The 24,345-nt window shown below is 68.8% G+C and carries 21 protein-coding genes; 9 read left to right on the top strand and 12 right to left on the bottom strand.

Translation table 11 applies throughout. The features are described 5' to 3' along the window. Nucleotides 1-5: 5 nt before the first annotated feature. The 3 genes from topA to plsY all read right to left on the bottom strand — a co-directional run bounded on the left by topA (nucleotide 6) and on the right by plsY (nucleotide 4,420). Nucleotides 6-2,627, bottom strand: coding sequence for a type I DNA topoisomerase (gene topA, locus ACFQQC_RS14430; protein WP_376863145.1), 2,622 nt, complete (start codon nucleotides 2,625-2,627; stop codon nucleotides 6-8). A gap of 78 nt (nucleotides 2,628-2,705) precedes the next feature. After that, the gene (gene dprA, locus ACFQQC_RS14425; protein WP_376863143.1) at nucleotides 2,706-3,785 is read right to left on the bottom strand and encodes a DNA-processing protein DprA; all 1,080 of its coding nucleotides are present in this window, start codon (nucleotides 3,783-3,785) and stop codon (nucleotides 2,706-2,708) included. Next, nucleotides 3,782-4,420 (bottom strand): glycerol-3-phosphate 1-O-acyltransferase PlsY, encoded by a 639-nt coding sequence (plsY, locus tag ACFQQC_RS14420; RefSeq protein WP_376863243.1) that lies wholly within the window; start codon nucleotides 4,418-4,420, stop codon nucleotides 3,782-3,784. Before plsY ends, dprA begins: the two co-directional genes overlap by 4 nt. Before the next feature lie 229 nt (nucleotides 4,421-4,649). On the opposite strand from plsY, the gene ACFQQC_RS14415 reads away from it, so the two are divergent. Next, complete coding sequence (locus ACFQQC_RS14415; protein ID WP_376863142.1) at nucleotides 4,650-5,504, top strand: N-acetylmuramoyl-L-alanine amidase; 855 nt, start codon at nucleotides 4,650-4,652, stop codon at nucleotides 5,502-5,504. Here the strand turns inward: ACFQQC_RS14415 and pyrC are convergent. The 4 genes from pyrC to ruvX are packed head-to-tail and all read right to left on the bottom strand — an operon-like array spanning nucleotide 5,501 to nucleotide 9,169. Continuing rightward, nucleotides 5,501-6,784: a dihydroorotase gene (pyrC, locus tag ACFQQC_RS14410; RefSeq protein ID WP_376863140.1), complete on the bottom strand. Its 1,284-nt coding sequence runs from the start codon at nucleotides 6,782-6,784 to the stop codon at nucleotides 5,501-5,503. The genes ACFQQC_RS14415 and pyrC overlap by 4 nt on opposite strands. After that, nucleotides 6,781-7,761 carry an aspartate carbamoyltransferase catalytic subunit gene (locus ACFQQC_RS14405; RefSeq protein WP_376863138.1) on the bottom strand — a complete coding sequence of 327 codons (981 nt, stop codon included), beginning with the start codon at nucleotides 7,759-7,761 and terminating at the stop codon, nucleotides 6,781-6,783. Before ACFQQC_RS14405 ends, pyrC begins: the two co-directional genes overlap by 4 nt. A 23-nt stretch (nucleotides 7,762-7,784) precedes the next feature. After that, complete coding sequence (locus ACFQQC_RS14400; protein WP_376863137.1) at nucleotides 7,785-8,708, bottom strand: AEC family transporter; 924 nt, start codon at nucleotides 8,706-8,708, stop codon at nucleotides 7,785-7,787. Beyond that, complete coding sequence (ruvX, locus tag ACFQQC_RS14395) at nucleotides 8,705-9,169, bottom strand: Holliday junction resolvase RuvX (protein WP_376863242.1); 465 nt, start codon at nucleotides 9,167-9,169, stop codon at nucleotides 8,705-8,707. The genes ACFQQC_RS14400 and ruvX overlap by 4 nt, the downstream gene beginning before the upstream one ends. Nucleotides 9,170-9,246: 77 nt before the next feature. Here ruvX and ACFQQC_RS14390 point away from each other — a divergent pair, with 77 nt between their 5' ends. From ACFQQC_RS14390 to gatA, 4 genes are all read left to right on the top strand, one after another. After that, nucleotides 9,247-9,795, top strand: coding sequence for a hypothetical protein (locus tag ACFQQC_RS14390; RefSeq protein ID WP_376863136.1), 549 nt, complete (start codon nucleotides 9,247-9,249; stop codon nucleotides 9,793-9,795). A 111-nt stretch (nucleotides 9,796-9,906) separates the two neighbouring features. Then, complete coding sequence (locus ACFQQC_RS14385; RefSeq protein ID WP_376863135.1) at nucleotides 9,907-10,737, top strand: flagellin; 831 nt, start codon at nucleotides 9,907-9,909, stop codon at nucleotides 10,735-10,737. 115 nt (nucleotides 10,738-10,852) lie between these two features. Beyond that, entirely contained in the window at nucleotides 10,853-11,140 is a 288-nt protein-coding gene (gatC, locus tag ACFQQC_RS14380) for an Asp-tRNA(Asn)/Glu-tRNA(Gln) amidotransferase subunit GatC (RefSeq protein ID WP_141626729.1), read from the top strand. A 4-nt stretch (nucleotides 11,141-11,144) separates the two neighbouring features. Then, nucleotides 11,145-12,623 (top strand): Asp-tRNA(Asn)/Glu-tRNA(Gln) amidotransferase subunit GatA, encoded by a 1,479-nt coding sequence (gatA, locus tag ACFQQC_RS14375; protein ID WP_376863133.1) that lies wholly within the window; start codon nucleotides 11,145-11,147, stop codon nucleotides 12,621-12,623. Between the two features lie 68 nt (nucleotides 12,624-12,691). On the opposite strand, the gene ACFQQC_RS14370 is transcribed toward gatA, so the two are convergent. Further along, complete coding sequence (locus ACFQQC_RS14370; RefSeq protein ID WP_376863132.1) at nucleotides 12,692-14,314, bottom strand: leucyl aminopeptidase; 1,623 nt, start codon at nucleotides 14,312-14,314, stop codon at nucleotides 12,692-12,694. A gap of 154 nt (nucleotides 14,315-14,468) precedes the next feature. Between ACFQQC_RS14370 and ACFQQC_RS14365 the strand changes: the two genes are divergently transcribed. Next, the gene (locus ACFQQC_RS14365) at nucleotides 14,469-15,443 is read left to right on the top strand and encodes a GAF domain-containing protein (protein WP_376863130.1); all 975 of its coding nucleotides are present in this window, start codon (nucleotides 14,469-14,471) and stop codon (nucleotides 15,441-15,443) included. A 135-nt stretch (nucleotides 15,444-15,578) separates the two neighbouring features. After that, the gene (locus ACFQQC_RS14360; RefSeq protein ID WP_376863129.1) at nucleotides 15,579-17,096 is read left to right on the top strand and encodes an aldehyde dehydrogenase family protein; all 1,518 of its coding nucleotides are present in this window, start codon (nucleotides 15,579-15,581) and stop codon (nucleotides 17,094-17,096) included. A gap of 123 nt (nucleotides 17,097-17,219) precedes the next feature. Here ACFQQC_RS14360 and ACFQQC_RS14355 read toward each other — a convergent pair whose 3' ends face one another. The 3 genes from ACFQQC_RS14355 to ACFQQC_RS14345 all read right to left on the bottom strand — a co-directional run bounded on the left by ACFQQC_RS14355 (nucleotide 17,220) and on the right by ACFQQC_RS14345 (nucleotide 20,318). Further along, nucleotides 17,220-18,380, bottom strand: coding sequence for a DUF1501 domain-containing protein (locus tag ACFQQC_RS14355; RefSeq protein WP_376863127.1), 1,161 nt, complete (start codon nucleotides 18,378-18,380; stop codon nucleotides 17,220-17,222). Continuing rightward, entirely contained in the window at nucleotides 18,377-19,855 is a 1,479-nt protein-coding gene (locus tag ACFQQC_RS14350; protein WP_376863126.1) for a DUF1800 family protein, read from the bottom strand. The genes ACFQQC_RS14355 and ACFQQC_RS14350 overlap by 4 nt, the downstream gene beginning before the upstream one ends. 73 nt (nucleotides 19,856-19,928) lie before the next feature. Next, the gene (locus ACFQQC_RS14345; protein WP_376863124.1) at nucleotides 19,929-20,318 is read right to left on the bottom strand and encodes a response regulator transcription factor; all 390 of its coding nucleotides are present in this window, start codon (nucleotides 20,316-20,318) and stop codon (nucleotides 19,929-19,931) included. Nucleotides 20,319-20,434: 116 nt separating this feature from the next. Here ACFQQC_RS14345 and gatB point away from each other — a divergent pair, with 116 nt between their 5' ends. Further along, nucleotides 20,435-21,937 (top strand): Asp-tRNA(Asn)/Glu-tRNA(Gln) amidotransferase subunit GatB, encoded by a 1,503-nt coding sequence (gene gatB / locus ACFQQC_RS14340; RefSeq protein WP_376863123.1) that lies wholly within the window; start codon nucleotides 20,435-20,437, stop codon nucleotides 21,935-21,937. 203 nt (nucleotides 21,938-22,140) lie between these two features. Here the strand turns inward: gatB and ACFQQC_RS14335 are convergent, their stop codons facing one another. After that, on the bottom strand, nucleotides 22,141-22,560 hold the full coding sequence (locus ACFQQC_RS14335) for an RcnB family protein (protein WP_376863122.1): 420 nt from the start codon (nucleotides 22,558-22,560) through the stop codon (nucleotides 22,141-22,143). A 226-nt stretch (nucleotides 22,561-22,786) separates the two neighbouring features. Here ACFQQC_RS14335 and ACFQQC_RS14330 point away from each other — a divergent pair, with 226 nt between their 5' ends. After that, nucleotides 22,787-24,298 carry an alpha/beta fold hydrolase gene (locus ACFQQC_RS14330; RefSeq protein ID WP_376863121.1) on the top strand — a complete coding sequence of 504 codons (1,512 nt, stop codon included), beginning with the start codon at nucleotides 22,787-22,789 and terminating at the stop codon, nucleotides 24,296-24,298. The last annotated feature ends 47 nt before the right edge of the window (nucleotides 24,299-24,345 follow it).

Below are 24,345 nucleotides of genomic sequence, written 5' to 3'. Positions count from 1 at the left end.
GAGGATTACTCCTCCGCCGCAGCCTTCTTCTTCGCCGGGGCCTTCTTGGCGGCGGGCTTCTTCGCGGCCGCCTTCTTCGGCGCAGCCGCCTTCTTCGGAGCGGCCTTCTTCTTCGCCGCAGGGGCCTTGGCCGCGCGTTCGGCCAGCAGCGGGATGGCCGCCTCCAGCGTCATGTCTTCCGGCGCAGTGCCCTTCGGAATGGTGGCGTTGACCTTGCCCCATTTCACATAGGGGCCGAAGCGGCCGGCCATGACCTGAACGGGGGCCTTGTCCTCGGGGTGCTCGCCCAGTTCCTTCAGCGGCGCGGTGGCCGCGCCACGGCCCGGACGACCGGCGCGCTTCTCGGCCAGAAGGGCCACGGCGCGGTTCAGGCCGACCTCGAAAACCTCTTCGATGTCAGACACATTCGCGTAAGTCCCGGCATGGAGCACGAAGGGTCCGTAGCGGCCCAGGCCGGCCGTGATCATCTTCCCGTCCTCGGGGTGGACGCCCACCTCGCGCGGCAGGGCCAGCAGGCGCAGGGCCTGTTCCAGCTCCAGCGACGCCGGGCTCCAGCCCTTGGGCAGGGACGAGCGTTTCGGCTTGTCCGCGTCCAGCGGCATGGTCTCCACATACGGACCGAAGCGACCGATCTTCAGCTCGACCGGCTGGCCCGTGACCGGGTCGTTGCCGAGCGTGCGATCACCCCCGTCCGCCCCGCCGCCGTCCGCGTCCGGCGCCGCCACCGGGCGGGTGTATTTGCAGTCCGGATAGCGCGAGCAGCCGACGAAGGCGCCGAAGCGGCTGGTCTTCAGGCTCAGTTGGCCCTGATGGCACAGCGGGCATTCGCGCGGATCGGAACCGTCTTCCTTCATCGGGAAGATGTGCGGCCCGAGGCTCTCGTTCAGCGCGTCCAGGATGGCCGTGGTGCGCAGCTCGCCCGCGGCGCTCGTGGCCGCGTGGAAGTCGGTCCAGAAGTCGCGCAGCAGCACCTTCCAGTTCAGCTCGCCCGCCGACACCTCGTCGAGGCGCGTCTCCAGCGCGGCGGTGAAGTCGTACTCCACCCATTTGCGGAAGAACTGCTCCAGGAAGGCCGTGACCAGCCGGCCCTTGTCCTCGGGATAGAAGCGGTTCTTGTCGACGCGGACGTATTCGCGGTCGCGCAGGGTCGTCAGGATCGAGGCGTAGGTTGACGGACGGCCGATGCCCAGCTCTTCCAGCTTCTTGACCAGGGTCGCTTCCGAATAGCGCGGGGGCGGCTCGGTGAAGTGCTGCTCGGTGCGGATGGCCTCGACCTTGGCGGTCGAACCTTCCTTGAGCGCGGGCAGGCGGGTGGTGTCGTCCTCGTCGTCCTCGCCGGTCTTCTGCTTCTCGTCGCGGCCCTCTTCATAGACGGCCATGAAGCCGTCGAAGGTCACGACCTGACCGGTGGCGCGGAGCGCCGTCTGGCCGCTCGGCTCCTCGATCTCGACCGTGGTGCGGTCCAGCTTGGCGGACTCCATCTGGCTGGCGATGGTCCGCTTCCAGATCAGTTCGTAGAGCCGCTGAAGGTCACTCTCGAGACGCAGGGTCTCGGGCGCGCGGGTCATGTTGGTCGGACGAATGGCTTCGTGCGCTTCCTGAGCGTTCTTGGCTTTCGTCTTGTAATATTTGGGTTGTTCCGGAACGTAGGCCGGGCCGTAGCGCTGCGCGATCACCTCGCGCGCCTGGGCGATCCCCTCGGGGCTGACGTACAGGCCGTCGGTCCGCATGTAGGTGATCAGGCCGCCCTGATCGTCCACGCCCTCATACAGCTTCTGCGCCGCCTGCATGGTGCGCTGGGCGGTGAAGCCCAGCTTGCGCGAGGCTTCCTGCTGCAGGGTCGAAGTCATGAAGGGCGGGCTGGGCGAGCGCCGCACCGGCTTCTTCTCGACCGAGTTGATCGTGAACACCCCGGCGTTGATGGCGTCGCGCGCGGCGGTCGCCATGGCTTCGGAGATGATGTCCAGACGCTGCACCCGCTTGCCGGCGTGCTTGACCAGACGCGCGGTGAACGGCGGGCTGTCGGCGGCCAGGTCGGCCTCGACGGACCAGTATTCCTGCGCCTTGAACTTCTCGATCTCCATCTCGCGATCGACGACGATGCGCAGGGCGACCGATTGCACCCGACCGGCCGAGCGCGCGCCCGGCAGCTTGCGCCACAGAACGGGCGACAGGGTGAAGCCCACCAGATAGTCCAGCGCGCGGCGGGCCAGATAGGCCTCAACCAGCTCCATATCCACGTCGCGCGGCGCGGCCATGGCTTCCAGAACGGCGGACTTGGTGATGGCGTTGAAGGTGACGCGCTGGACGGTCGTGTCCTTCAGCGCCTTCTTCTTCTGCAATACCTCAAGCAGGTGCCAGCTGATCGCTTCTCCTTCGCGATCCGGGTCGGTCGCGAGAATGACGCGGTCGGACTTCTTGGCGATCTCGGCGATCTCGCTCAGCCGCTTGTTCGCCTTGGCGTCGACCTCCCAGGTCATGGCGAAATCGTCGTCGGGCAGCACCGACCCATCCTTCGACGGCAGGTCGCGGACGTGGCCGTAGGAGGCCAGGACCGTGTAGTCCGAGCCGAGGTATTTGTTGATGGTCTTGGCCTTTGCGGGGCTTTCGACAACGACGAGATTCATTAGGGGAGGCGCCTTTCGAAGGGGCGGGAACGTGGTTGGCCCAAGCCTCGCTGTCAATCGGGAGGCGAGCAAAGGCGGTCAAAGAGAGGCCATTCCGCCCGGAAGAAGTGTCGCACGGCCCGCCAGATCGAGCTCCAGCAGGGCCGCGGCGACCGCGCTGACCGGGGCGTTCGCCGCCCGGGCCAGTTCATCGCGCGGCGTCGGCGTCGGCGAGAGCAGGGCGGCCACCCGCTCGATCAGGGCCTGGTCCACCGCATCCGGCGCGCCCTCGAACGGATTGTCCGGCGCTGGTTCGCGCACCGACCGGACCCGTCCGAACTCCCGCTCGATGTCGTCCAGCCCCTCGCACAGGATGGCGCCCTGACGCAGCAGTTCGTTCGGCCCCTTGGCGCGGGGATCGAGCGGCGAACCCGGCACGGCGAAGACGTCGCGGCCCTGTTCGGCGGCCAGCCGGGCGGTGATCAGGGAGCCGGACCTGATCTCGGCCTCGACCACGACGACGCCACGCGACAGACCCGAGATGATCCGGTTGCGGCGCGGGAAGTCCTTGGCCTGCGCCCGATGGCCGACCGGGCTTTCCGACACGATACAGCCCTGTTCGACGATCTGCCGGTAGAGATCGGCGTTGTCGGGCGGATAGACGTCGTCCACCCCGCCGCCCAGCACGGCCACCGTGCCCGTCGGCAGGGCGCCGGTATGGGCAGCGCCGTCGATGCCGCGCGCCAGTCCCGACACCACCACATGCCCGGCCCCGCCCAGTTGCTGGGCCAGCCCGCGCGCAATTCTCTGTCCGCCCGCCGAGGCGATGCGGGCGCCGACCACGGCGATACAGGGGCGGTGCATCAGACCGGCGTCGCCCAAGGTCCACAGCACCGGCGGCGGCGGATCGACGGCGCCCAGCATCTCCGGATAGTCGTCATCCCCCAGCACGATCAGCCGGGCGCCGATCCGGGTTCCGGCGGCGATCTCGTTCTCGATCTCATCGACGGAGGGCAGGGCGTGGGCCGCGCCGCTCTTGCGGATGAGATCGGGCAGGGCCTCGACGGCCCGTTCGGCGCTTTGGAACCGGTCCAGCAACTGGCGGAAGGTGACAGGACCGATGCGGTCGGTGCGGGCGAGCCGCAGGCGGGCGAAACGTTCGGCCCGCGACAGGCTCACGCCTTCTTCGCGCCGATCCGGGGTTCGGCCCCCTTGAGCAGGCGGCCGATGTTCTCGGCGTGGCGGATCCAGATCAGCAGGGCGGTGAAGATCGCCAGCATGAGAATGGCCGGCGGCGCGGGCAGGCCCAGCGCGGCGAGTGGCAGCAGGGCGTAGATCGGTGCGGCCGCCGAGGCGACCAGGGCCGACAGCGACGAGATGCGGAACAGGGCGGCGACGAGGATCCAGGTCGCGCCCGCCAGCAGGCCCAGTGGCCAAGCGGCGGCCAGCAGCAGGCCGAAGAAGGTCGCCACCCCCTTGCCGCCCTTGAAGCCCAGCCAGACCGGGAACAGGTGGCCGAGGAAGGCCGCGCCGCCGGCGACGGCGGGGGCGATGTCATTGGGAAACAGGAAGCGCGCGATCAGCAGGGCGGCCGCGCCCTTGCCGGCGTCCAGCAGCAGGGTGGCCAGCGCCAGATCCTTGCGCCCGGTCCGCAACACGTTGGTCGCGCCGATGTTGCCGGAGCCGATGTTGCGAACGTCGCCGGCGCCCGCTGCGCGGGTCAGGACAACGCCGAACGGAATGGAGCCCAGCAGGTAGCCGCCGACCGCCACAAGGGCGAGCGTCCCGATAGCGGGTCCGACCAGATCCTGCACCTCAACCCCCATACATCCTGAGCGCGTATATCACGGCTTCACGCGCCGTGAAGGCCACAGTCTCGGATGATTCGCCACCGCGCCCTCAGAGGCGGATGTGAATGCATCGCCGATATTCTGTTTGGCGAGAATGAAGGGGCGCTTTTCACAGAACCGTGTTACGGTTGTGTTGTCGTCAGGGTGCAATCGGGAGTGGCCCGGCGCCTGACCGTCTTCGGGGGAGGACAGGATGAAGTTCGACAAGGACGGGCGGCTGAACACCGCAGCCTGGGTGGCGTCACCCAATTTCTACACCGCGCCGAACCCGCGCGAGATCATCGTGATGCACTATACGGCGGGCTACAGCGCCGCGTCGGCGATCAACACCTTCAAGGCGAAGACCTCGAAAGCCAGCGCCCACTTCGTGGTCGAGGTGGATGGGGCGATCACCCAGATGGTCTCGACCAACCATGCCGCCTGGCACGCGGGCGGCGCTGTCTATGAGGGGCGCGGTTCCGTGAACAGCTTCTCGATCGGGATCGAGATCGTGAACCCCGGCTATCACTTCAGCAACGGCGCGGGCGGCTACCTGAACTGGCAGCGCAAGCCGGTCAGCGCGACGCTGCTGAAGCCCTTCCCGGGCATGACAGAGGCGCACGACCCCTGGGCCGGTTCGGCCAAACTGTTCTGGCCCAACTATCCCGAAACCCAGCTGGCCGCGGTCGAGGCCCTGACCCGCGCCCTGTTGAAGGCCTATCCCTCGATCCGCGACGTCGTCGGCCACCGGGACGTGGATACGGTCCGCCGGCTGAAGGTCGATCCCGGGCCGGCCTTTCCGCTGCGCCGCTATCGTCTGCTGACCGACATTCGTTCGGATGAGACGCCCGCGCCCCTGACCATGCGGGTCAGGGCCGACGACGGCGTGCTGAATGTGCGCGGTGGACCGGGCACCAGCTTCGGCCTCATGGGCTGGGGGCCGCTGCGTAATGGCGACGAGGTGCAGGTGCTGGAGCGCACCGACAGCTGGTATCGCATCCAGCGCTGGTTCCAGGGTGCGGCGCGGCAGGGCTGGGTCTTCGCCCGATACCTTGAGCCGGTCGGCTAGGCCTCGAACACCGTCCGGCCGCCGACGACGGTGCGCCGGACCTTGCCCTGCAGCCGCCGCCCGTCGAACGGCGAGTTCTTGGACTTGGACTTCAGCGCCGCGGCGTCGACCACGATCGGGGCGCCGACATCAAACAGGACAAGATCCGCCGGAGCGCCGACCGCCAGGACTCCGGCCTCCAGGCCCAACAGGCCCGCCGGGCCGGAGGTGAGGGGACGCAGCACGTCCAGCAGGTCCAGCCCGTCCTCGTGATGCAGGCTGAGCGCGGCGGGCAGCAGGGTCTCCAGACCCACGGCGCCCGGCGCGGCCTCGGCGAAGGGACGGCGCTTGTCCTCGGCCGGAGCCGGGGCGTGGGCGCTGGTGATGGCGTCGATCAGGCCGTCGCGCACCGCCTCGATCAGCGCCTGACGGTCGCTCTCCGCCCGCAGCGGCGGGTCCAGCCGGTAGAAGGTACGGTAGTCGCCGATATCCAGCTCGTTGAAGCACAGGTGGTTGATCGACACCGAGGCGGCGACCTCCAGCCCCTTGCCGCGCGCCCGCGCCAGCGTTTCCAACCCGCCCTCGGTCGAGATCTGGTCGACCAGGAAGCGGGCTCCGGTCTGCTCGACCAGCGCCAGATCGCGCTCCAGCTGGATGCGCTCGGCGATGGCGGGCACGCCCGAAAGGCCCAGACGGGTCGCCAGCTCGCCCGAGGTCGCCACCGCGCCCTCCGAGAGCCAGGGATCGGCCGGACGACAGGCGATCAGGGCGTTGAAGGCGGCGGCGTAGCTCATCACCCGTTGCAGGGTGCGGGTGTTGGCGATGACCTTGTCGCCGTCGGTGAAGTAGAGGGCGCCGGCCTCGTCCATCAGGCCGATCTCGGCCATGCGCTGGCCGTCGCGCCCCTTGGTCGCCGCGCCCGCCGCGCGGACGTTGACGAGGTCCAGCGCCGCGCCGCGCCGCTGGATGTGGTCGATCATCGCCGGATCGTCGATGGCCGGATCGGTGTCGGGCTGGACCACGATGGTGGTCACCCCGCCCGCCGCCGCCGCCAGACTGGCCGACTTCAGAGTCTCCTTGGGCTCGTCGCCGGGCTCGCCGGTCTTGACCCGGATGTCGATCAGGCCGGGCGCCAGGCACAGGCCGCCCGCGTCGATGACCTCGACCCCTGCCGGGGCGCTGGCCTGCGTGCCGTGGATCACCTCGGTGATGACGCCGTCGACGATCAGCACGGCGCCGGGGCCGTCATAGTCAGTCGCCGGGTCCAGCAGGCGGGCGTTCAGAATGGCGAGGGCGCTCATTGGCTGGCTCCTTCGCGGCGAACGGACAGGGCGGCCAGCACGGCCATGCGCGCGGCGACCCCCATCTCGACCTGATCCTGAATGAGCGACACCGACAGGTCGTCGGCCACGTCCGAGTCGATCTCCACGCCCCGGTTCATCGGACCGGGGTGCATGACCTTGGCGCCCGGCTTGGCCCAGGCCAGCTTCTCGCGGTCCAGACCCCAGAAACGGAAATACTCGCGGGTCGAGGGCACCAGCGCGCCCTCCATCCGCTCCAGCTGCAGGCGCAGCATCATCGCGACGTCAACGCCTTGCAGGCCATCCTTCATGTCGTGGAAGACCTCGCAGCCCCAACGGTCGGCGTCGCCGGGCACCAGCGTCGGCGGGCCGATCAGGCGGACGCGCGCGCCCATCATCGACAGCAGGGCCACATTAGAGCGGGCCACCCGGCTGTGGGTGATGTCGCCGCAGATGGCGATGGTCAGGCCGCCCACGTCACCGAAGGCGCGACGCAGGCTCAGCAGGTCCAGCAGGGCCTGGGTCGGGTGCTCATGGCGTCCGTCGCCGGCGTTGACCACCGCGCAGCCGACCTTCTGCGACAGCAGGGCCGCCGCGCCGGAGGCCGAGTGGCGCACCACCAGCACGTCGGGCTTCATGGCGTTCAGGGTGGCGGCCGTGTCGATCAGGGTCTCGCCCTTGGCCACCGAGGAGGTCTTGGGCGTCAGCGAGGTCACGTCGGCGCCCAGCCGTTTAGCCGCGATCTCGAACGAGGCGCTGGTCCGCGTCGAGTTCTCGAAGAACAGGTTCATCACCGTGCGGCCACGCATGATGTCCAGCGACTTCGAACTCTGCCGGTTGAAATCGACGAAGGCGTCGGCGAGGTCCAGCAGGGCCGGGACGGTCGCGGCGTTCAGATCGCCTGCGGACAGGAAGTGATCGCGGGGAAACGGCGCCAGCCGTTCGTGAATCAGGTCGGTGACATCGGGCTGGGTCATCGAGACGCGGCTATAAGCGGTGATCACACCAAATGGAACAGCGCCAGCAGGATCGGAATGGTCAATGCGCTGCCGACCGTAGTCGAGGCCACGATCCCGGCCATCAGCGGGGCGTCGCCGCCCATCTGGCGGGCCAGCAGATAGGCTGCCGCCGCGCCGGGCGCCGCGCCGCACAGCAGGGCCGCGCCCTGGGCCGTCTCGTCGCCGCCGAACAGCACGCACAGCCCCCACATCAGCGGCGGCATGATCCCCAGCTTGACGAAGGTGACCGCCGCGATGGTGCCCTTGCGCCGCGCCACCTCGCCGAAGCTCAGCCCCGCGCCGGCCACGATCAGGCCCAGCGGCAGCGCCGCCGCGCCCAGCAGTTCCAGCGTATCGGACACGCCCGGGATGGGCGGGATCTTGAGGAAGTTCAGCGCCAACCCGGTCATGCAGGCGACGAGGATCGGATTGGCCAGCATCGCTCTGGTCAGGGCCAGCGGCGAGACGCCCCGCTGGTCGGCGCCCCAGCGGGCCAGAACGGCGACGCAGGCGATGTTGGTCACCGGAATGATCGAGGCGATCATCACCGCCGCCAGCGCCAGTCCCTCGGCCCCGAACGTCGCCTGGATGACCGGCAGGAAGACGAAGCTGTTCCAGCGGATCACGCCCTGGAAGACGCTGGTGTAGGCCGGGCCCTCGATCTTCAGGAACGGCTTGGCGGCCAGCGCGCAGGCGCCGACGATGATCACCGCCGTCACCGCCGCGCCCGCCGAGGCCGTCGCTCCGCCGCCGGAGAGGTCCGCCGCCCAGATCGAGGGGATCAGGAAGCCGGGATAGAGCAGGTTGATCGACAGCTTTTCGATCGGGCGCCAGGTCGCGTCCGGCAGGAAGTCGGACTTTCTCAGGCCGTAGCCGATGGCGATCAGGCAGAAGACGGGGATGATGCCCGCAAGCAGGCCGATCATCCGTTCAGGCGATCCAGCGCGCCCTGCAGGATCCAGGCGGCGGCGGTGCGGTCCACCACATCCGACCGGCGCTTGCGGGTCAGGTCCAGCTCGTCGATCAGGAACCGCTCGACCGCCGTGGTCGACAGCCGCTCATCCTGGAAGGTCACGGGCACCGCGCGCAGCCGCTGCAGATTGCGGGCGAAGGCGCGGCAGGACTGGGCGCGCGGCCCCTCGGTCCCGTCCATGTTCAGCGGCAGGCCGATCACCAGACCCGAGGCGTTCCGCCCGTCCATCAGTTTGAGGACCGCATTGGCGTCGTCCGTGAACTTGGTCTTGCGGATCAGCTGCAGCGGGCTGGCGATGATGCGGGTGGCGTCCGACGCAGCGACGCCGATGGTCTTCTCGCCCAGATCCAGCCCCAGCCAGGGGGTGTTGGGCGGCGTCTGGGCGGCGAGTTCTTCGAGGGTCAGGACGGTCACGGTGTCGCGGTAGGACTGGCGCGCGGCGAAGGCAAGGCGCAATGCTCTGCTATCGTTGATACGGGGAGTAGAGTGCGATGACGCGACCGATCCTGTTCGCCGCCGTCCTGATGACGCTGACCGCCTGCGATCCGGGGACTGAATCCCGGCAGGATGCCCGACCCCAGGCGCAGGCCCCGACGCTCGCCCTGCCGGCGTCCCAGGCCGCGCCCGCCGTCACACCGCTGGTCGCATCCGGCCCCGCCGCGACGGTCCAGCCCTCGACCGACATCGAAATTCAGCACGCCGCCTCGGTCGTGAAGCTGGACCTCCTCGCGAAGCAGGGCGGGGCGACGGTCAAGCTGTTCGGCACGGCGGGCGGCGATCCGGCCATGAACGGCCTCTACACGGACATTGCCTTCTTCAGATCCTCCGCCGAGGGCTGGGCCGTGTTCCGTATCGGCGACGTCCTGGACTACGAGATCCTGTCCGAGGCTCCGGGCCGGGTCGATCTGAAGGTCGAGGAGAGCGTGATGGATGATGCGACGGGCCAGATCGGCAAGCGCGAGCGTCGCCTGATCGTCAGCTGGACGCCCGGTGCGGACGAAGCGCCGCCGTCCGCCGTCACGGTCACGTCCGCCCGCTGACCGCGGTTCTGCGGTTAAGGCTGCGTCAAGTCTTTCCCGCCAAAGGTGCGCGCAGGACAAAATGTCCTGCGGCCGCACCCGCGTCCGCTCCGGAAAACTGGACGCACGTCGATGTCGCTTTTCAGCGTCAACACGAACGTGGGCGCCATGGTCGCCCTCCAGAGCCTCGCGGTCATCAACCGCGAGCTGATGACGGTTCAGCGCCGCATCTCCACCGGCCTCAAGATTTCCAGTCCCAAGGACAACGGCGCCATCTGGGCCATCGCCCAGGGGCAGCGCGCCGAGTCCAAGGCCTATGACGCCGTCATCGCCTCGCTCCAGCGCGGCCAGTCCGCCGTCGATGTCGGCATGGCCGCCGGCGAGACCGTCTCCGACCTGCTGATGCAGATGAAGGAGAAGATGGTCGCCATGTTCGATTCCAGCCTGACCACGGCGTCCCGCAAGGCGCTGGATCAGGACTACCGGATGCTGCGCGACCAGATCGATCGCACCGTCAACAACGCGGGCTTCAACGGACTGAACCTCGTCGGCCCGGCGGCCACCGCGCGCGGCGTTCAGGCCCTTGCCGACACCCGGGGCGAGACCACGGTCGATGTTGACGCCATCGACCTGTCCACCGGCGGTACGCTGCTGGCCGGCGTTCCGGCGGACCTGACCACACTGAACAATCTCGTCGACATCCCGGCCATCACCGCCGCCATCGACAATGTGAATGCGTCGCTGGGCCGTCTGGGCACGGGCTCAAAGGCGCTCGACACCCATCTGAACTTCGTCCGCAAGATGCAGGACACGCTGGATGCATCGGTGGGCCGTCTTGTGGACGCCGATCTGGCCAAGGAAAGCGCGCGTTTGCAGGCCTTGCAGGTCCAGCAGCAACTGGCGATCCAGGCCCTCGCCATCGCCAACCGCACGCCGACATTGCTCCTCCAGCTGTTCCGCTGACGGACTGCGACTGTCGCAATCCTTGTGAATCCGGGGAGGGGCGGTTAGGTGCTGCGGGTTCGCCCTTGCCCGCAAGGCGCGATTTCACTGACTCGTTGTTCGATTGGAGGGCCGCATGGCCGTCGACGTCGCGACCGTGCGCAAGGTGGCGCACCTCGCTCGCATCAAGACCCCCGAGGAGCGGCTGGAGCCGCTGGCCCAGGAGCTGAACGGCATTCTGGCGTGGATCGAACAGCTGAATGAGGTCGACGTCGATGGCGTCGAGCCCATGACCTCGAACGTGGCCCAGCCCCTGCGCCTGCGCGACGATGTCGTCACCGACGGCGCCAAGGTGGACGCCGTCCTGTCCAACGCTCCGAAGTCGGCGGACGGCTTCTTCGTCGTGCCCAAGGTGGTCGAGTAAGAACATGACCGACCTGACCAAACTGACCCTCAAGGCCGCCCTCGACGGCCTCAAGGCCCGCGACTTCTCCTCGGAAGAGATCACGAAAGCCTTCGTCGCCAACATCGACGCAGCGAACCCGAAGCTGAACGCCTACGTCGTCCAGACGACCGACAAGGCGCTGGAGATGGCCCGCGCCTCGGACGCCCGTCTGGCCAAGGGCGAGGGCGGGGCGCTGGAAGGCGCGCCGCTGGGCATCAAGGACCTGTTCTGCACCGACGGCGTCCAGACGACCGCCGGCTCCAACATGCTCAAGGGCTTCGTCCCGCCGTATGAGTCGACCGTGACCGCCAACCTGTGGGCGGACGGCGCGGTCATGCTGGGCAAGCTGAACATGGACGAGTTCGCCATGGGCTCGTCCAACGAGACCTCGGCCTATGGCTCGGTCGTGAACCCGTGGAAGTCCTCCAGCTCGAACGCCGAGCTGACCCCGGGCGGCTCGTCGGGCGGTTCGGCCTCGGCCGTCGCCGGCGACCTGTGTCTGGCGGCCACCGCGTCGGACACCGGCGGTTCGATCCGCCAGCCCGCTGCCTTCACCGGCACCGTCGGCATCAAGCCGACCTATGGCCGCGCCAGCCGCTTCGGCATGGTCGCCTTCGCCTCGTCGCTGGATCAGGCCGGGCCGATCACCAAGACGGTGGAAGACGCCGCCATCCTGCTGCGCTCCATGTGCTCCTTCGACCTGAGGGACTCGACCAGCCTCGACGTCGAGACGCCGGACTGGACCCAGTCGCTCGGCAAGGGCGTGAAGGGCCTGCGCATCGGCGTGCCCAGGGAATACGTCGTCGACGGCATGCCCGCCGAGATCCAGGCGCTCTGGGATCAGGGCGTCCAGTGGCTCAAGGCCGCCGGCGCCGAGATCGTCGAGATCAGCCTGCCGCACACCAAATACGCCCTGCCGACCTACTATATTGTCGCCCCGGCCGAGGCCTCGTCCAACCTGGCGCGCTACGACGGCATGCGCTTCGGCCACCGCGCCGAAGAGGCGAAGTCGCTGACCGACCTCTACGAGACCTCGCGCGCCGAGGGCTTCGGCAAGGAGGTCCAGCGCCGCCTGACCATCGGCGCCTACGTCCTGTCGGCGGGCTTCTATGACGCCTATTACGTCAAGGCCCTGAAGGTGCGCCGCCGCATCGCCCAGGACTTCGACAACGTCTGGGACCGCGTCGACGCCATCCTGACCCCGTCGACCCCGTCGGCCGCGTTTGCGCTGGGCGACAAGCAGATCGACCCGGTGACGATGTACCTGAACGACGTCTTCACCGTGACCGCCAACCTCGCCGGCCTGCCGGGCATCTCGGTGCCCGCCGGCGTCGATTCCGGCGGCCTGCCGCTCGGCCTTCAGGTCATCGGCAAGGCGCTGGACGAGGCGACCGTCTTCCAGGTCGCGGATGTTCTGGAACAGGCCGCCGGCTTCACGGCGCGGCCGAACAAGTGGTGGTAGGCTGAAGCCCGTCACCTGAAACATCACGGCCCGCCTGATCGCTCAGGCGGGCCGTTTGTCTTTCCGGATCAGCCCCCGCTGTTCTGCGCCCCGCGCGGCACCGGCTGGTAGCTGCGCACGAACTCCTCCAGCAGCCGCACGCTGAAGCCGGCCGAGCCCGCCGGCTTCCAGTCATTCGCCGCGCCGTACGACATGTTGGCGATGTCGAGGTGGGCCCAGGGGATGTCGCGGCTGACGAACTCGCCGATGAAGTGGGCGCCGGTGCCGGCCCCGGCGCCGCCCGAGCCGCTGTTCTGCAGATCGGCGATGGGGGACGATACGAAGCCGCCGTAGGTGGAGGCCAGCGGCAGGCGCCACAGCCGCTCGCCCGTCGCCTGTCCGGCGGCGTCCAACTGGTCCGCCAGGGCGTCGTGACGGCTGAACAGGCCCGCATAGTCATTGCCCAGCGCCCCGCCGACCGCGCCGGTCAGGGTGGCGACGTCCACGATCACCGCCGGGTTCACATTGCGCTCGGTCCAGACGAGAGCGTCGGCCAGCACCAGCCGTCCCTCGGCGTCGGTCGAGATGACCTCGATGGTCTTGCCGTTCATGGCGGTCAGCACGTCGCCGGGGCGGATGGCGTTTCCGTCCGGCATGTTCTCGGCCAGCGCCGCGACGGCGACCACATCCACCGGCGCGCCTGAGCGGGCGAGGGCGAGGACGGTGCCGGTCACGGCGGCGGCGCCGGACATGTCCATCTTCATATTGCCCATGTTGGTGCTGGGCTTGATGGAGATGCCGCCGGTGTCGAAGGTGATCCCCTTGCCGACGAGGGCGATCGGGCCGCCCTCCGGCGCCCCGGCGCCGCGATAGCGGACCACCAGCAGGCGCGGCGGCCGCTCCGAGCCCTGACCGACGCCCAGCAGGGCGCCCATGCCCAGCCGCTCCATCGCCGGCACGTCCAGCACCTCGATGGTCACGCCGCGCACGCCGCGGAAGGCCGCCTGCGCCCGGCTGACAAAGCTTTCCGGATACAGGATGTTCGCCGGTTCGTTGGACACGTCGCGGGCCCAGGTCATGGCCTCGACCAGCGCGGCGCCCCGGCCCTCGAACGCGGCCTGTGCGCCCGTCGCGGCGTCCGACACCACCGTCACCCCGCCTGGCGTCCCCTGACCGGCGCGGGTGGCGCGGTACAGGTCGGAGCGATAGTGGCCGACGCCCAATCCCGTGACGAAGCCCGCTGTCGCTTCCGCCGACAGGCCATTGGCCAGCACCGTCACCGGCGCGGCGTCATCCACCAGCGCCCGCCCGGCCACAGCGCCGCTCCAGTGCACATCGGCGGCGGAACCGTCTGCGCCCGTGCCGACGATCAGGATTCGGTCCGCCGCCCCGATGCCGCGCAGGCTCAGCGTCTGCCGTGCGCCATAGCTGAACCCGGCCGAGGTCAGGGCCCGCTCGATCGCCGCCCGGTCCGCTTCCGGCAGCGCCGCCGCCCGCGTCGCCAGATCGGTCGCCGCGCCCAGCGGCAGCACCAGCGTCCCGCCGGTCACGTTCGCCGTCGTCGCAAAGGTCACGGCGCGCGGGGCGGTCTGGGCGGCCTGCGCCGGGGTCGCCCGGGTCTGGGACTGGCTCTGGGCGGCAGCCATCGGGGCGGCGGCCAGCACGGCCATCAGCGCGGCGGGAGCGACGAAGGTACGGAAACGGCGGATCATTCTGGAAAACTCCCAAGGCTGGTCTGACCTTGACCTTGGGGGAGGGGGACGCCCTGTCCCATGCGACCAATCCGCGCCTTCCGACCTTGGTCGATTTGACGGGAGGGCGGGACAGGCGTCCTATCGCACCCCGAAATAACGCTCGGAGACACCGATGGGCGAACAGCGAGGACACGACCACGGCAGCCTGATCAAACAGGCGCTGGACGACGGCGCGGGACCGGCCCGGTCGGCGCTGGCGGCGTCGTGGCGGCGGTCGCTCAGCCTCTATGGCCTTGATCCCGAGACCAAGGGCCGGGCCAACACCCTGACCGAACAGCAGTTGCGCGAGGCGCGTCAGGCAATGGAGCCGATGACCCGCGCCGCCCAGCCGGTGCTGGATCGCCTGTTTCTGGCCGTGGGCGACACGGGCTGCTGCGTCCTGCTGACCAATGCCGACGGGGTGCCGGTCGAGCGGCGCGGCGCGGCTGTCGATGACGAGACCTTCCGGGCGTGGGGCCTTTGGCCCGGCGCCGTCTGGTCCGAGGCGGTCGAGGGCACCAACGGCATCGGCACGGCCCTGGCCGAGCACCGCCCCCTGACCATCCACCGCGACCAGCATTTTCACGCCCGCAACACGGCGCTCAGCTGCACCAGCCATCCGATCCACGATCCGCAGGGCAGGCTGGCGGGTCTGCTCGATGTCTCCTCGGCCCGCGCCGATGCGACCGAGGGCATGCTGGGCCTGATCGCCGCCGCCGTGGCCGACGCCGCCCGCGCCATCGAGGCCCAGACCTTCCGCCACGCCTTCGCCGACGCCCGGATCGTGCTGGCGGGCGATGTGGCCGAGCGCAACACCGCGGCCCTGCTGGCAGTGGATCGCGACGACCTGGTCATCGGCGCCACCCGCGCGGCCCGTCTGGCCCTGTCGATTACCGATGAGCGCATCGCCGGCCAGCTGGCGGCGTCCGAGGTGCTGGGCGCGGGCTCGGTCGAGGCCGATTTGCTGGAGGCCGAACGCGGCGCCGTGCGACGGGCGCTGGCCCTGAATGGCGGCAATGTCACCGCCGCCGCCCGGGCGCTGGGCGTCAGCCGCGCCACCCTGCACCGCAAGCTGAACCGGCTGGGACTGGGCTCCGACGCCCACTGACCGCCGCCCTGTCGCAACCTTGCGACAGGTGTGCGCTGCACCATGAGCTGGGGCTCTGGCGGCTTTTCCCGCCCGGGCCAAGTCTCCGATCCAACGACGCCGACAACCGGCGCCCGAGGAAAACAGGAGGCTATCGTGACCAAGCCCGAATTCATCCGCGCCGTGACCCCGAAGTTCAAGGCGCGCTACGACAACTTCATCGGCGGCCAGTGGGTCGCTCCGGTCAACGGCCGCTATTTCGAGAACACCTCCCCGGTGAATGGCCGCGTCCTGTGCGAGGTGGCTCGCTCGGACGCGGCCGACGTCGAGCTGGCGCTGGACGCCGCTCACGCCGCCAAGGACAGCTGGGGCAAGACCTCGGTCGCCCAGCGCGCTGTGATCCTCAACAAGATCGCCGACGTCATCGAGGCCAATCTGCAGGCCATCGCCGAGGCCGAAACCTGGGACAACGGCAAGCCGGTACGCGAGACGCTCGCCGCCGACATCCCGCTGGCCATCGACCATTTCCGCTACTTCGCCGGCTGCATCCGGGCGCAGGAAGGCGGTATCTCCGAGCTGGATAACGACACGGTCGCCTATCACTTCCACGAGCCGCTGGGCGTCGTCGGCCAGATCATTCCGTGGAACTTCCCCATCCTGATGGCCGCGTGGAAGATCGCCCCGGCGCTGGCGGCGGGGAACTGCATCGTGCTCAAGCCCGCCGAGCAGACCCCGGCCTCGATCCTCCTGGTCACCGAGCTCATTCAGGACCTTCTGCCCGCTGGCGTGTTCAACATCGTCTCGGGCACGGGCGTCGAGGTCGGCGAGCCGTTGGCCACCAATCCGCGCATCGCCAAGATCGCCTTCACCGGCTCGACCGCCGTCGGCCAGAAGATCATGGAGTACGCGACCCAGAACATCATCCCGGTCACGCTTGAGTTGGGCGGCAAGTCGCCGAACATCTTCTTCAAGGATGTGATGGATGAGGACGACGCCTTCCTCGACAAGGCGCTGGAAGGCTTCGCCATGTTCGCCCTCAACCAGGGCGAGGTCTGCACCTGCCCCAGCCGCGCGCTGGTGCACGAGGACATCTATGAGGCCTTCATCAAGAAGGCGATCGAGCGGGTGGAAGCCATCCGTCAGGGCGACCCGCTGGACCCGAACACCCAGGTCGGCGCCCAGGCCTCGGACCAGCAGTTGAAGAAGATCCTCGGCTACCTCCAGATCGGCAAGAACGAGGGCGCCGAAGTCCTCACCGGCGGCGAGCAGGCGGTGCTGCAGGACGATCTGTCGGGCGGCTATTACGTCAAGCCGACGGTCTTCAAGGGCCGCAACGACATGCGCATCTTCCAGGAGGAGATCTTTGGCCCGGTCCTCGCCGTGACGACGTTCAAGACCCTCGAGGAAGCCATTGAGATCGCCAATGACACCGAGTACGGCCTCGGCGCCGGTGTCTGGACCCGCGACATGAACACCGCCTACCGCGCCGGCCGCGCCATTCAGGCCGGTCGCGTCTGGACCAACTGCTACCACCAGTACCCGGCCCACGCGGCCTTCGGCGGCTACAAGAAGTCCGGCATCGGCCGCGAGAACCACCGCATGATGCTGGACCACTACCAGCAGACCAAGAACCTGCTGATCAGCTACAGCCCGGACAAACTCGGCTTCTTCTGATCTGCATCAAGGATGGCCGGTTCCGTAACGGCCATCCTGCACTTGCTCCGCGTATCACTCCCCGAGAGCAACGACCTCTACGGGGCGGCCGGTTCCTGCTTTCCGACCGCCCCGATTTTTCCTTCAGACCAGCCCGTCCAGCGTCGGCGCCTCGGCCGCGCTGCCGGGGAAGACCCGGTTGTCCAGCGCCGCCCGGTCAACGCCCAGATGGTCGCGCAGAACGCCCTTGAACACCGAGCGGACATCGATGGTCGGCGCCAGGTCGCGGCCCTCGAACAGCCGGTTGTCCGCCAGCGTCGGCCAGTCGCCGATCATCCCGCCGGGCTTCAGCGCGCCGCCCGCCACCAGCAGGGACGAGCCCGTGCCGTGGTCGGTCCCCTGCGTGCCATTGGCCCGCGCCGTCCGTCCGAACTCGGTGGCGACGACGACAATGGTGTTGGCCCACTGGTCGCCCAGCCCGTCGTGCACGCCGCCGATCACCTGATCCAGCCCGGTCAGCCGGGTCTGCATCTGGCCGTTCTGGCGCGCGTGGGTGTCCCAGCCGTCGATGCTCAGGGCCACGACGTCCGCGCCGTTGTCGCCGGTCATCAGCCGCGCCACCGTCTGGCCCAGCCCGTTGACGTCATTGCGGCGCAGGGACGTTCCGCCGGCCTCGGCGGCCATGGCCTCGGTCTCCAGCCCGCGCGCCAGATTGCCCTGCAGGAGGGGATCCTCGACATAGAGATCCTGCAGCAGGGAGGCGATCCGGTCCTCGCCCTTCACCTGACCACCGGGCGCCCAGCTGGACGTCTCCGCCGCCCCTCGCAGGATCAGCGGCGTCTGCGCCCCCACCGAAAGGCCCTTGAACGATCCGCCGCCCGCCGCCGCCAGCGCCCGGTTCAGCCAGCCGTCATTCTGCTGACGCAGGGCCTCGCCGCCGTTCTCCAGCACATCCTGCGCATCGAAGTGGGAGCGGACCCGCACCGGGATCGCCGCCGCCGGGGCGAAGCGCAGCTGGCCCGCGTCGTACATGGCCTTCAGGCCGGGCAGGGCGGGGTGCAGGCCAAAACCCTCCCGCATGGCCAGCGCATTGTCGATCGTCAGACCGCCGCGCAGGGCGCGATAGTTGGGATCGCCCGTCGGCACGGTGACGGACAGCCCGTCCATGGCGCCGCGCGCCACGATCACCACCAGCTTGGGCTTGGGGCCGCGTGTCTGCGCCTGCGTCTGGCCCGCGAAGGCCAGGCCGATCCCGGCCATGGAGCCGCCCAGCAGCAGGCGGCGGTTCATCATCAGATCGCTCATCGGCGTTGAAACTCCGGCGACATCAGGAAGAGGGTGACGGCTTCGGCGCGGCTTTCGGCCCGGGCCACGAACTGGCGGCTGCGGTCGCTCAGACGCTCGCCCAGCGCGCCTTCGGCCATGGCGACGGCGTCGGCGTTGGGGGCGGCGTCGCCCACGGTCTTGGCCCAGTTCAGTCGCTTGACCAGCGCATCGGGGCCCGCCCAGTCGGCGGCGGTGTCCGGCCATCCCTCGGGCGAGGGCGCGGCCCAGGCCGGCTGGCCCATCTGGATCAGCGCCTGCTGCAGCGGCTGCACCCGTCGCGGCGTTGTGCCCATGGCCCTGTGCGCCGAGACGATGAACTCATACGGCGTCTTCACCTTGTGGGCCTCGGGCGCCCAGCTGTCCGGATGGGTCGCCAGCGCCCTGGCCACCACGGCCAGATCGCCGCGCGAGCCGGTCCAGGCCTGCTCCAGCGCCGTCACCAGCGCCGGCGAGGGATCGTCCGCCACGAAATGCACGGCGATCTTCCGCGCCAGCCGCCGCGCGGTCTCCGGACGGTTGGCCAGATCCCTCAGGATCGCCTGTCCCTGTTCGGCGCCGCCCGCCGGATAGCGACGGCCCATCACCGTCCGCTCGCCCGGCTCATGCACCGTCGGGATGAAGGCGAAGCCGTTCTCGCCGGGCTCGCCTGCGCGCAGCCCCGCGCGCCGACCCCGACCTTGCCCCCGACCTTGTCCCTGGCCGCCGCGGCGGGGCAGGGACCAGCCCGTCAGGGCCCGCGCGAACTCGGGCACATCGGCCTGGGTGTAGCCGCCATCGGCGCCCACCGTGTGCAACTCCAGGATTTCTCTCGCCAGATTCTCGTTCAGTCCCGCCTGACGGCGCTCGCCGGCCGGACTGTTCGGCCCGATCGACTGGGCCTGATCCAGATACAGCAGCATGGCTGGGTGGCTTTCCGCCGCCAGCGCCAGATTCTCGAACCGGCCGAACACATGCGGCCGGATCGCCTCGCGCTCGTACTGGCCCATGAAGACCGCGGCCTGGAATTTGGTCGTCGAGGCGGTGAAGGCGTTGGCCCAGAACAGGGTCCAGCGCTCGGCGAAGCCCGCGTCCGTCGTCGCGCCGGTCTGCGCCCGGGCCAGAAACTCCTCCGCCGTCTCGCGGACCAGCGCCCGCCGGCTGTCGCGCCGGGCGTCAAAGGCGGCCTGGGCGGGATCGGCGGGCGCCTCGCCGCCGCCCATCATGGCGGGGCTGGATTCGGCCTGCCGCCGGACCCGCCGGGCCTGTCCCGCCTCGACCTGATAGGCCTGATAGCGTTCGACACGCTGTTCGGAGGTCTCGAACGCGCCCGCTGGCGTCGGGGCGCCGCCGGGCCGGGCCTGGGCCTCCAGCCAGCCCTTCGGGTCCGCCGAGACCGCGGCGATCTCTCCGGGTCTCGCGCCCAGCCCGAAGCGGGTCAGGGCGATGGCGGCGTCCAGGGGGGCGGGGCGGGGCATGAGGCGCTCGTGTCCGTTCGCGATGAAGGTTCAACGCTTCAAACGCCCGTGTCCGTCGATCGGCGCCTTCCCGTCAGGCCGCCTTGCGCAACAGCCTCTGGATCCGGCCCAGCAAATCGGTCTCGGCCTGGGCCTTCAGCACATAGTCGCGGGCGCCCAGCGAGATGGCGCGTTTCACATCGTCCTCATTGCGCCGCGCGCTCAACATCATGACCGGCAGCTTCAGGTCAGGATGATCCAGCCTCAGCGCTTCCAGCACCCCGAACCCGTCGAGCTCCGGCATGTTGATGTCCAGCACCAGCACATGGGGCTGCACCGTCAGGACGCGCTGCAAGGCCTCGGTACCGGTCCGCGCGACATGCACGTCATAGCCGGCGACGGACAATCGCGTCCGCAGCGTCTCCCTGACCAGCCCGTCATCCTCGGCGATCAGGACGCGCTTTCTGTCACTCCACTTCATCATGGCGAGACCTCGCACAACGGTGAGTTGCCGAAATCTAGCGCAGGTAGGCGTGGACAAAAGGTTGAGCACTTCGCCCGTCCTTGATGCGGCGCACGGCTCCGGGCTATAGCCGACGCATGACCGACACTGTTTCGACTGCAAAGACCATCAAGGGCCGCACCGGCGATTGGGAAATCGTCATGGGGCTGGAAATCCACGCCCAGGTGGCCTCGAAGGCCAAGCTGTTTTCCGGCGCCGCCGTCGGCTTCGGCGCGGGCCCGAACGAGCAGGTGTCGCTGGTCGACGCGGGCTTCCCCGGCATGCTGCCGACGCTGAACAAGCACTGCGTCGAACAAGCCGTGAAATCGGGTCTCGGCCTGAAGGCCCAGATCAACCTGCGCAGCCAGTTCGACCGCAAGAACTACTTCTACCCCGACCTGCCCACCGGCTATCAGATCAGCCAGCTCTTCTACCCGATCGTCGGTGAAGGCGTGGTTGAGGTCGAGGCCGAGGACGGCTCCTTCTTCAACGTCGGCATCGAGCGCCTGCACCTGGAACAGGACGCGGGCAAGCTGATCCACGACCTGTCGCCGACCGAATCCTTCGTCGACCTGAACCGCGCGGGCACCGCCCTGATGGAGATCGTCTCGCGTCCGGACATCCGCTCGCCGGAAGAGGCCGTCGCCTACGTCAAGAAGATCCGCACCATCCTGATGTACCTGGGCACCTGCGACGGGGACATGGAGAAGGGCAACCTGCGCGCCGACGTGAACGTCTCGGTCTGCCGCGCGGGCAACTACGACAAGTTCAAGGAAACCGGCGACTTCAGCTTCCTGGGCACCCGCTGCGAGATCAAGAACGTCAACTCGTTCCGCTTCATCTCGCAGGCCATCCAGTACGAGGCGCGCCGCCAGATCGAGATCATCGAGGACGGCGGCAAGATTGATCAGGAGACCCGTCTCTACGATCCGAACGCCGGCGAAACCCGCTCGATGCGCTCCAAGGAAGAGGCGATGGACTATCGCTACTTCCCCGACCCCGACCTGCTGCCGCTCGAACTTGAGCAGGCCTGGATCGACGAGATTCGCGCCAACCTGCCCGAACTGCCTGACGAGAAGCGCCGCCGCCTGATGAGCCAGTACGGCCTGTCGCAGTACGACGCCGTGGTGCTGATCTCGGATCAGGCCAAGGCCGACTATTTCGAGGAAGCCGCCAAGGGGCGTGACGCCAAGCTGGTGTCCAACTGGGTGACCAACGAGCTGTCGGCCCGCCTGACCGCCGACGGCAAGGAGTTCAGCGAGAACCCGCTGCCCGCCGCCCACGTCAACCAGCTGGTCGAGCTGATCGAGACCAACGTCATCTCGTCCAAGATCGCCAAGGAGGTCTTCGACCACGTCTGGAACGGCGAGGGCAGCCCCGCCGAGGTCGTCGAGAAGCACGGCCTCAAGCAGGTCACCGACACCGGCGCCATCGAGAAGGCCGTCGACGAGATCATCGCCGCCAACCCGGACAAGGCCGCCGCCGTCGCCGAGAAGCCCCAGGCCATCGGCTGGTTCGTCGGCCAGGTCATGAAGGCCACCGGCGGCAAGGCCAATCCGGCCGCGGTGAACGACATTCTGAAGGCCAAGCTGGGGCTGTAACCCCTCCGTCGCGGCGCGAAGGCGCGCCGCGCCACCTCCCCACTGCGTGGAGAGGTGAACCATACCCTCACCTCTCCACGCAGTGGGGAGGGGGACCATGCGAGCCTTCAGGCGAAGCATGGTGGAGGGGTACGCCGCCGCCGACCCCAAGAAAAAGCCCGCCCGGGTCTCCCCGGGCGGGCTCTTTTCATCTCACAGCGCGCTTAGCGGCTCAGCAGCGACAGCACCACGCCGGTGGCGATTGCCGCCAGCACTACGTCACCCGTGTCGGTCCGATAGTAACCGTAGCCGCGCGGGGGCGGGGCGTAGCCGTAGCGGCGGTAGTCGTTCACATACCAGCGGCTGCGATACTCACGCGGCACGACCGAGCCACGCTGCCAGCGGCGGTAATCCCGGCGCTGGTCACGCTCCCAACGGCGTTGATCCGCCCGGCGGTCACGCTCCCAGCGGCGGTAGTCGCGACGGTCCTCGCGGTAGTCGCGGCGGTCTTCGCGACGCTCCCAGCGCTCGTAACGGCCATCGCGGTCACGGTCGCCGCGCCACGACTGGGCGGAAGCGGCCATCGGCGCCGACAGGGCCATCAGACCGGCCAGACCGGCGATCAGGGGCTTGTTCATCTTCATCCTGCGTCTCCTGTTCAGGACCCGACTGAGGGTCGCAGACTGAAACCCGCGCCATGAACCCGGCCTGAACGGGGGTGTCAGGGTTAAGACGGTTCGGGGGCGTCGTTACCGAACCGCGACCGTTCTTCCGTCTGCTGTGAAGCTTGCCCAAAAAAGGTCGCGACCGGGGACGTAGATCGGTTTCGGGTGGATGGCGGGGCTGAACCCGCGCCTTTGGGGGGCTTGGATGAACACGCGTGCGGGGGCTCGGCCGTGGGCCGTGGCGATGGTCGTGGTGTCGATGTTGTTCATGGCCGCCTGCTCAGGGCGTCCCGAGCCGGACCGGCAGCCCCGGGCTGGCGAGGTCCGGACCAGCACCCATTATCTGCTCTCCGGCCTGTCGATTATCTCCTATGAGCTGGGCCATATCTATGTGCCCGAGAACCGCGCCCGGTCGGACAGCCGCCTGATCGCGGTCCGTTATATGCGGATCAAGGGCACAGCCCCTGAAGGGACGCCGCCGGTGTTCATGCTGCCCGGCGGACCGGGAGACAGCTATATCGAGGCCTTCACCAAAGCCGGGCCGAGCTGGTTCGGCGCGGGCAGGCAACGCGCCGACGTCCTTCGTTTCCGACGTGCGGGGGACGTCGTCGTCATGGATCAACGGGGCGCATCGGGCCCCGAGGAGCGTCTGGGGTTCAACTACAATCCCGACGGGCAGCCGCTCGACCGGCCGGCACGCCTGGACGACGAACTTGCGGCCGCTCCCTCCGTGGTGCGCCGGGCGCTCGCCCGCTATCCGGATCATGATCTCGCCGGATACACCGTCCTGCAGTGCGTTGATGATCTGAACGACCTGCGCCGGGCGCTCGGCTACGCCAAGATCAACCTCTTCGGCCTCAGCTATGGCTCGCAGTGGAGCTTCGCGGTCATGCGGCTTCATCCGGAGACGGTCAGCCGCGTGCTCCTTTCAGGCGTCGAGCCGCTCGACAATGGCTACGACATGCCGTCCCACGTCTGGGCCGCCTTGATGCGCATCGCCGCGGAGGCCGAGGCCGACCCGCAGATCCGGGCGTCGCTTCCACCGGGCGGCTTCCGGCAGGCCGTCGAAGACATCCTGGCCCGGCTCGAAACGGCGCCGGTCACCGTCCGGCTGAAGTCCGGCGAACAGATCGTCTTGGGCCCGGACGATTTCCGACTCAGCCTCGTCGCCCGTCCGTCGGAATGGCCGGCGCGCATCATCGACATTTATCGGGGACGCTACGCGGCGTGGGCGGAAGAGGTTGCGGCCAGTCGGCGCCCCCTCGGATCTGCATCGTCCGCGCTGATCGGTCCGTTGATCGACACCAGCCTGAACGTGTCCGAGGCGCGTGGCCGACGTCTGATCAATGACCCTGCTGTCCGGTATCTGGGCGCTTGGGGCTTCGCGCCCTCGATGGCCGCCGCATCCCTGTGGCCCACGCCGGACATGGGGGACGCGCTTCGCCTGCCGGCCGGGAGCCCGATCCCCGTGGTCTTCCTTCACGGCGACTGGGACACCTCCACGCCCATCGAAAACTCACGGGAGATCCAGCCCTATTTCCCGAACAGCCGGTTGATCGTCATCCGCCGCGGCGGCCACGGGGCGATCTACGATCTGGCTGACCAGAACCCCGAGCTGCTGGACCGGCTTCTCGACTATCTCCGGACGGGGGACATGACCGGCCTGCCGTCAGAGGTCGTCCTGGCGCCGCCGGGGTTCACCGCGCCGGCGTCCTGACATCAGACACCTGAACGGCTCACTCGAACAGCTCTCCGTTCTCATCC

The sequence above is a fragment of the Brevundimonas sp. GCM10030266 genome (genome assembly GCF_042666595.1).
Lineage (GTDB): Bacteria > Pseudomonadota > Alphaproteobacteria > Caulobacterales > Caulobacteraceae > Brevundimonas.
The sequence above is the reverse complement of the archived record's forward strand: the minus strand, read 5'-3'. Positions and strand labels throughout refer to the sequence as shown.

Bases quoted from the DNA above. Each gene is read 5' to 3' on its own strand.
- topA (WP_376863145.1), bottom strand. From the start codon at position 2,627: ATGAATCTCGTCGTTGTCGAAAGCCCCGCAAAGGCCAAGACCATCAAC.
- ACFQQC_RS14415 (WP_376863142.1), top strand. From the start codon at position 4,650: ATGAAGTTCGACAAGGACGGGCGGCTGAACACCGCAGCCTGGGTGGCG.
- pyrC (WP_376863140.1), bottom strand. From the start codon at position 6,784: ATGAGCGCCCTCGCCATTCTGAACGCCCGCCTGCTGGACCCGGCGACT.
- ACFQQC_RS14405 (WP_376863138.1), bottom strand. From the start codon at position 7,761: ATGACCCAGCCCGATGTCACCGACCTGATTCACGAACGGCTGGCGCCG.
- ACFQQC_RS14400 (WP_376863137.1), bottom strand. From the start codon at position 8,708: ATGATCGGCCTGCTTGCGGGCATCATCCCCGTCTTCTGCCTGATCGCC.
- ACFQQC_RS14390 (WP_376863136.1), top strand. From the start codon at position 9,247: ATGACGCGACCGATCCTGTTCGCCGCCGTCCTGATGACGCTGACCGCC.
- ACFQQC_RS14385 (WP_376863135.1), top strand. From the start codon at position 9,907: ATGTCGCTTTTCAGCGTCAACACGAACGTGGGCGCCATGGTCGCCCTC.
- gatC (WP_141626729.1), top strand. From the start codon at position 10,853: ATGGCCGTCGACGTCGCGACCGTGCGCAAGGTGGCGCACCTCGCTCGC.
- gatA (WP_376863133.1), top strand. From the start codon at position 11,145: ATGACCGACCTGACCAAACTGACCCTCAAGGCCGCCCTCGACGGCCTC.
- ACFQQC_RS14370 (WP_376863132.1), bottom strand. From the start codon at position 14,314: ATGATCCGCCGTTTCCGTACCTTCGTCGCTCCCGCCGCGCTGATGGCC.
- ACFQQC_RS14365 (WP_376863130.1), top strand. From the start codon at position 14,469: ATGGGCGAACAGCGAGGACACGACCACGGCAGCCTGATCAAACAGGCG.
- ACFQQC_RS14355 (WP_376863127.1), bottom strand. From the start codon at position 18,380: ATGAGCGATCTGATGATGAACCGCCGCCTGCTGCTGGGCGGCTCCATG.
- ACFQQC_RS14350 (WP_376863126.1), bottom strand. From the start codon at position 19,855: ATGCCCCGCCCCGCCCCCCTGGACGCCGCCATCGCCCTGACCCGCTTC.
- ACFQQC_RS14345 (WP_376863124.1), bottom strand. From the start codon at position 20,318: ATGATGAAGTGGAGTGACAGAAAGCGCGTCCTGATCGCCGAGGATGAC.
- gatB (WP_376863123.1), top strand. From the start codon at position 20,435: ATGACCGACACTGTTTCGACTGCAAAGACCATCAAGGGCCGCACCGGC.
- ACFQQC_RS14335 (WP_376863122.1), bottom strand. From the start codon at position 22,560: ATGAAGATGAACAAGCCCCTGATCGCCGGTCTGGCCGGTCTGATGGCC.
- ACFQQC_RS14330 (WP_376863121.1), top strand. From the start codon at position 22,787: ATGAACACGCGTGCGGGGGCTCGGCCGTGGGCCGTGGCGATGGTCGTG.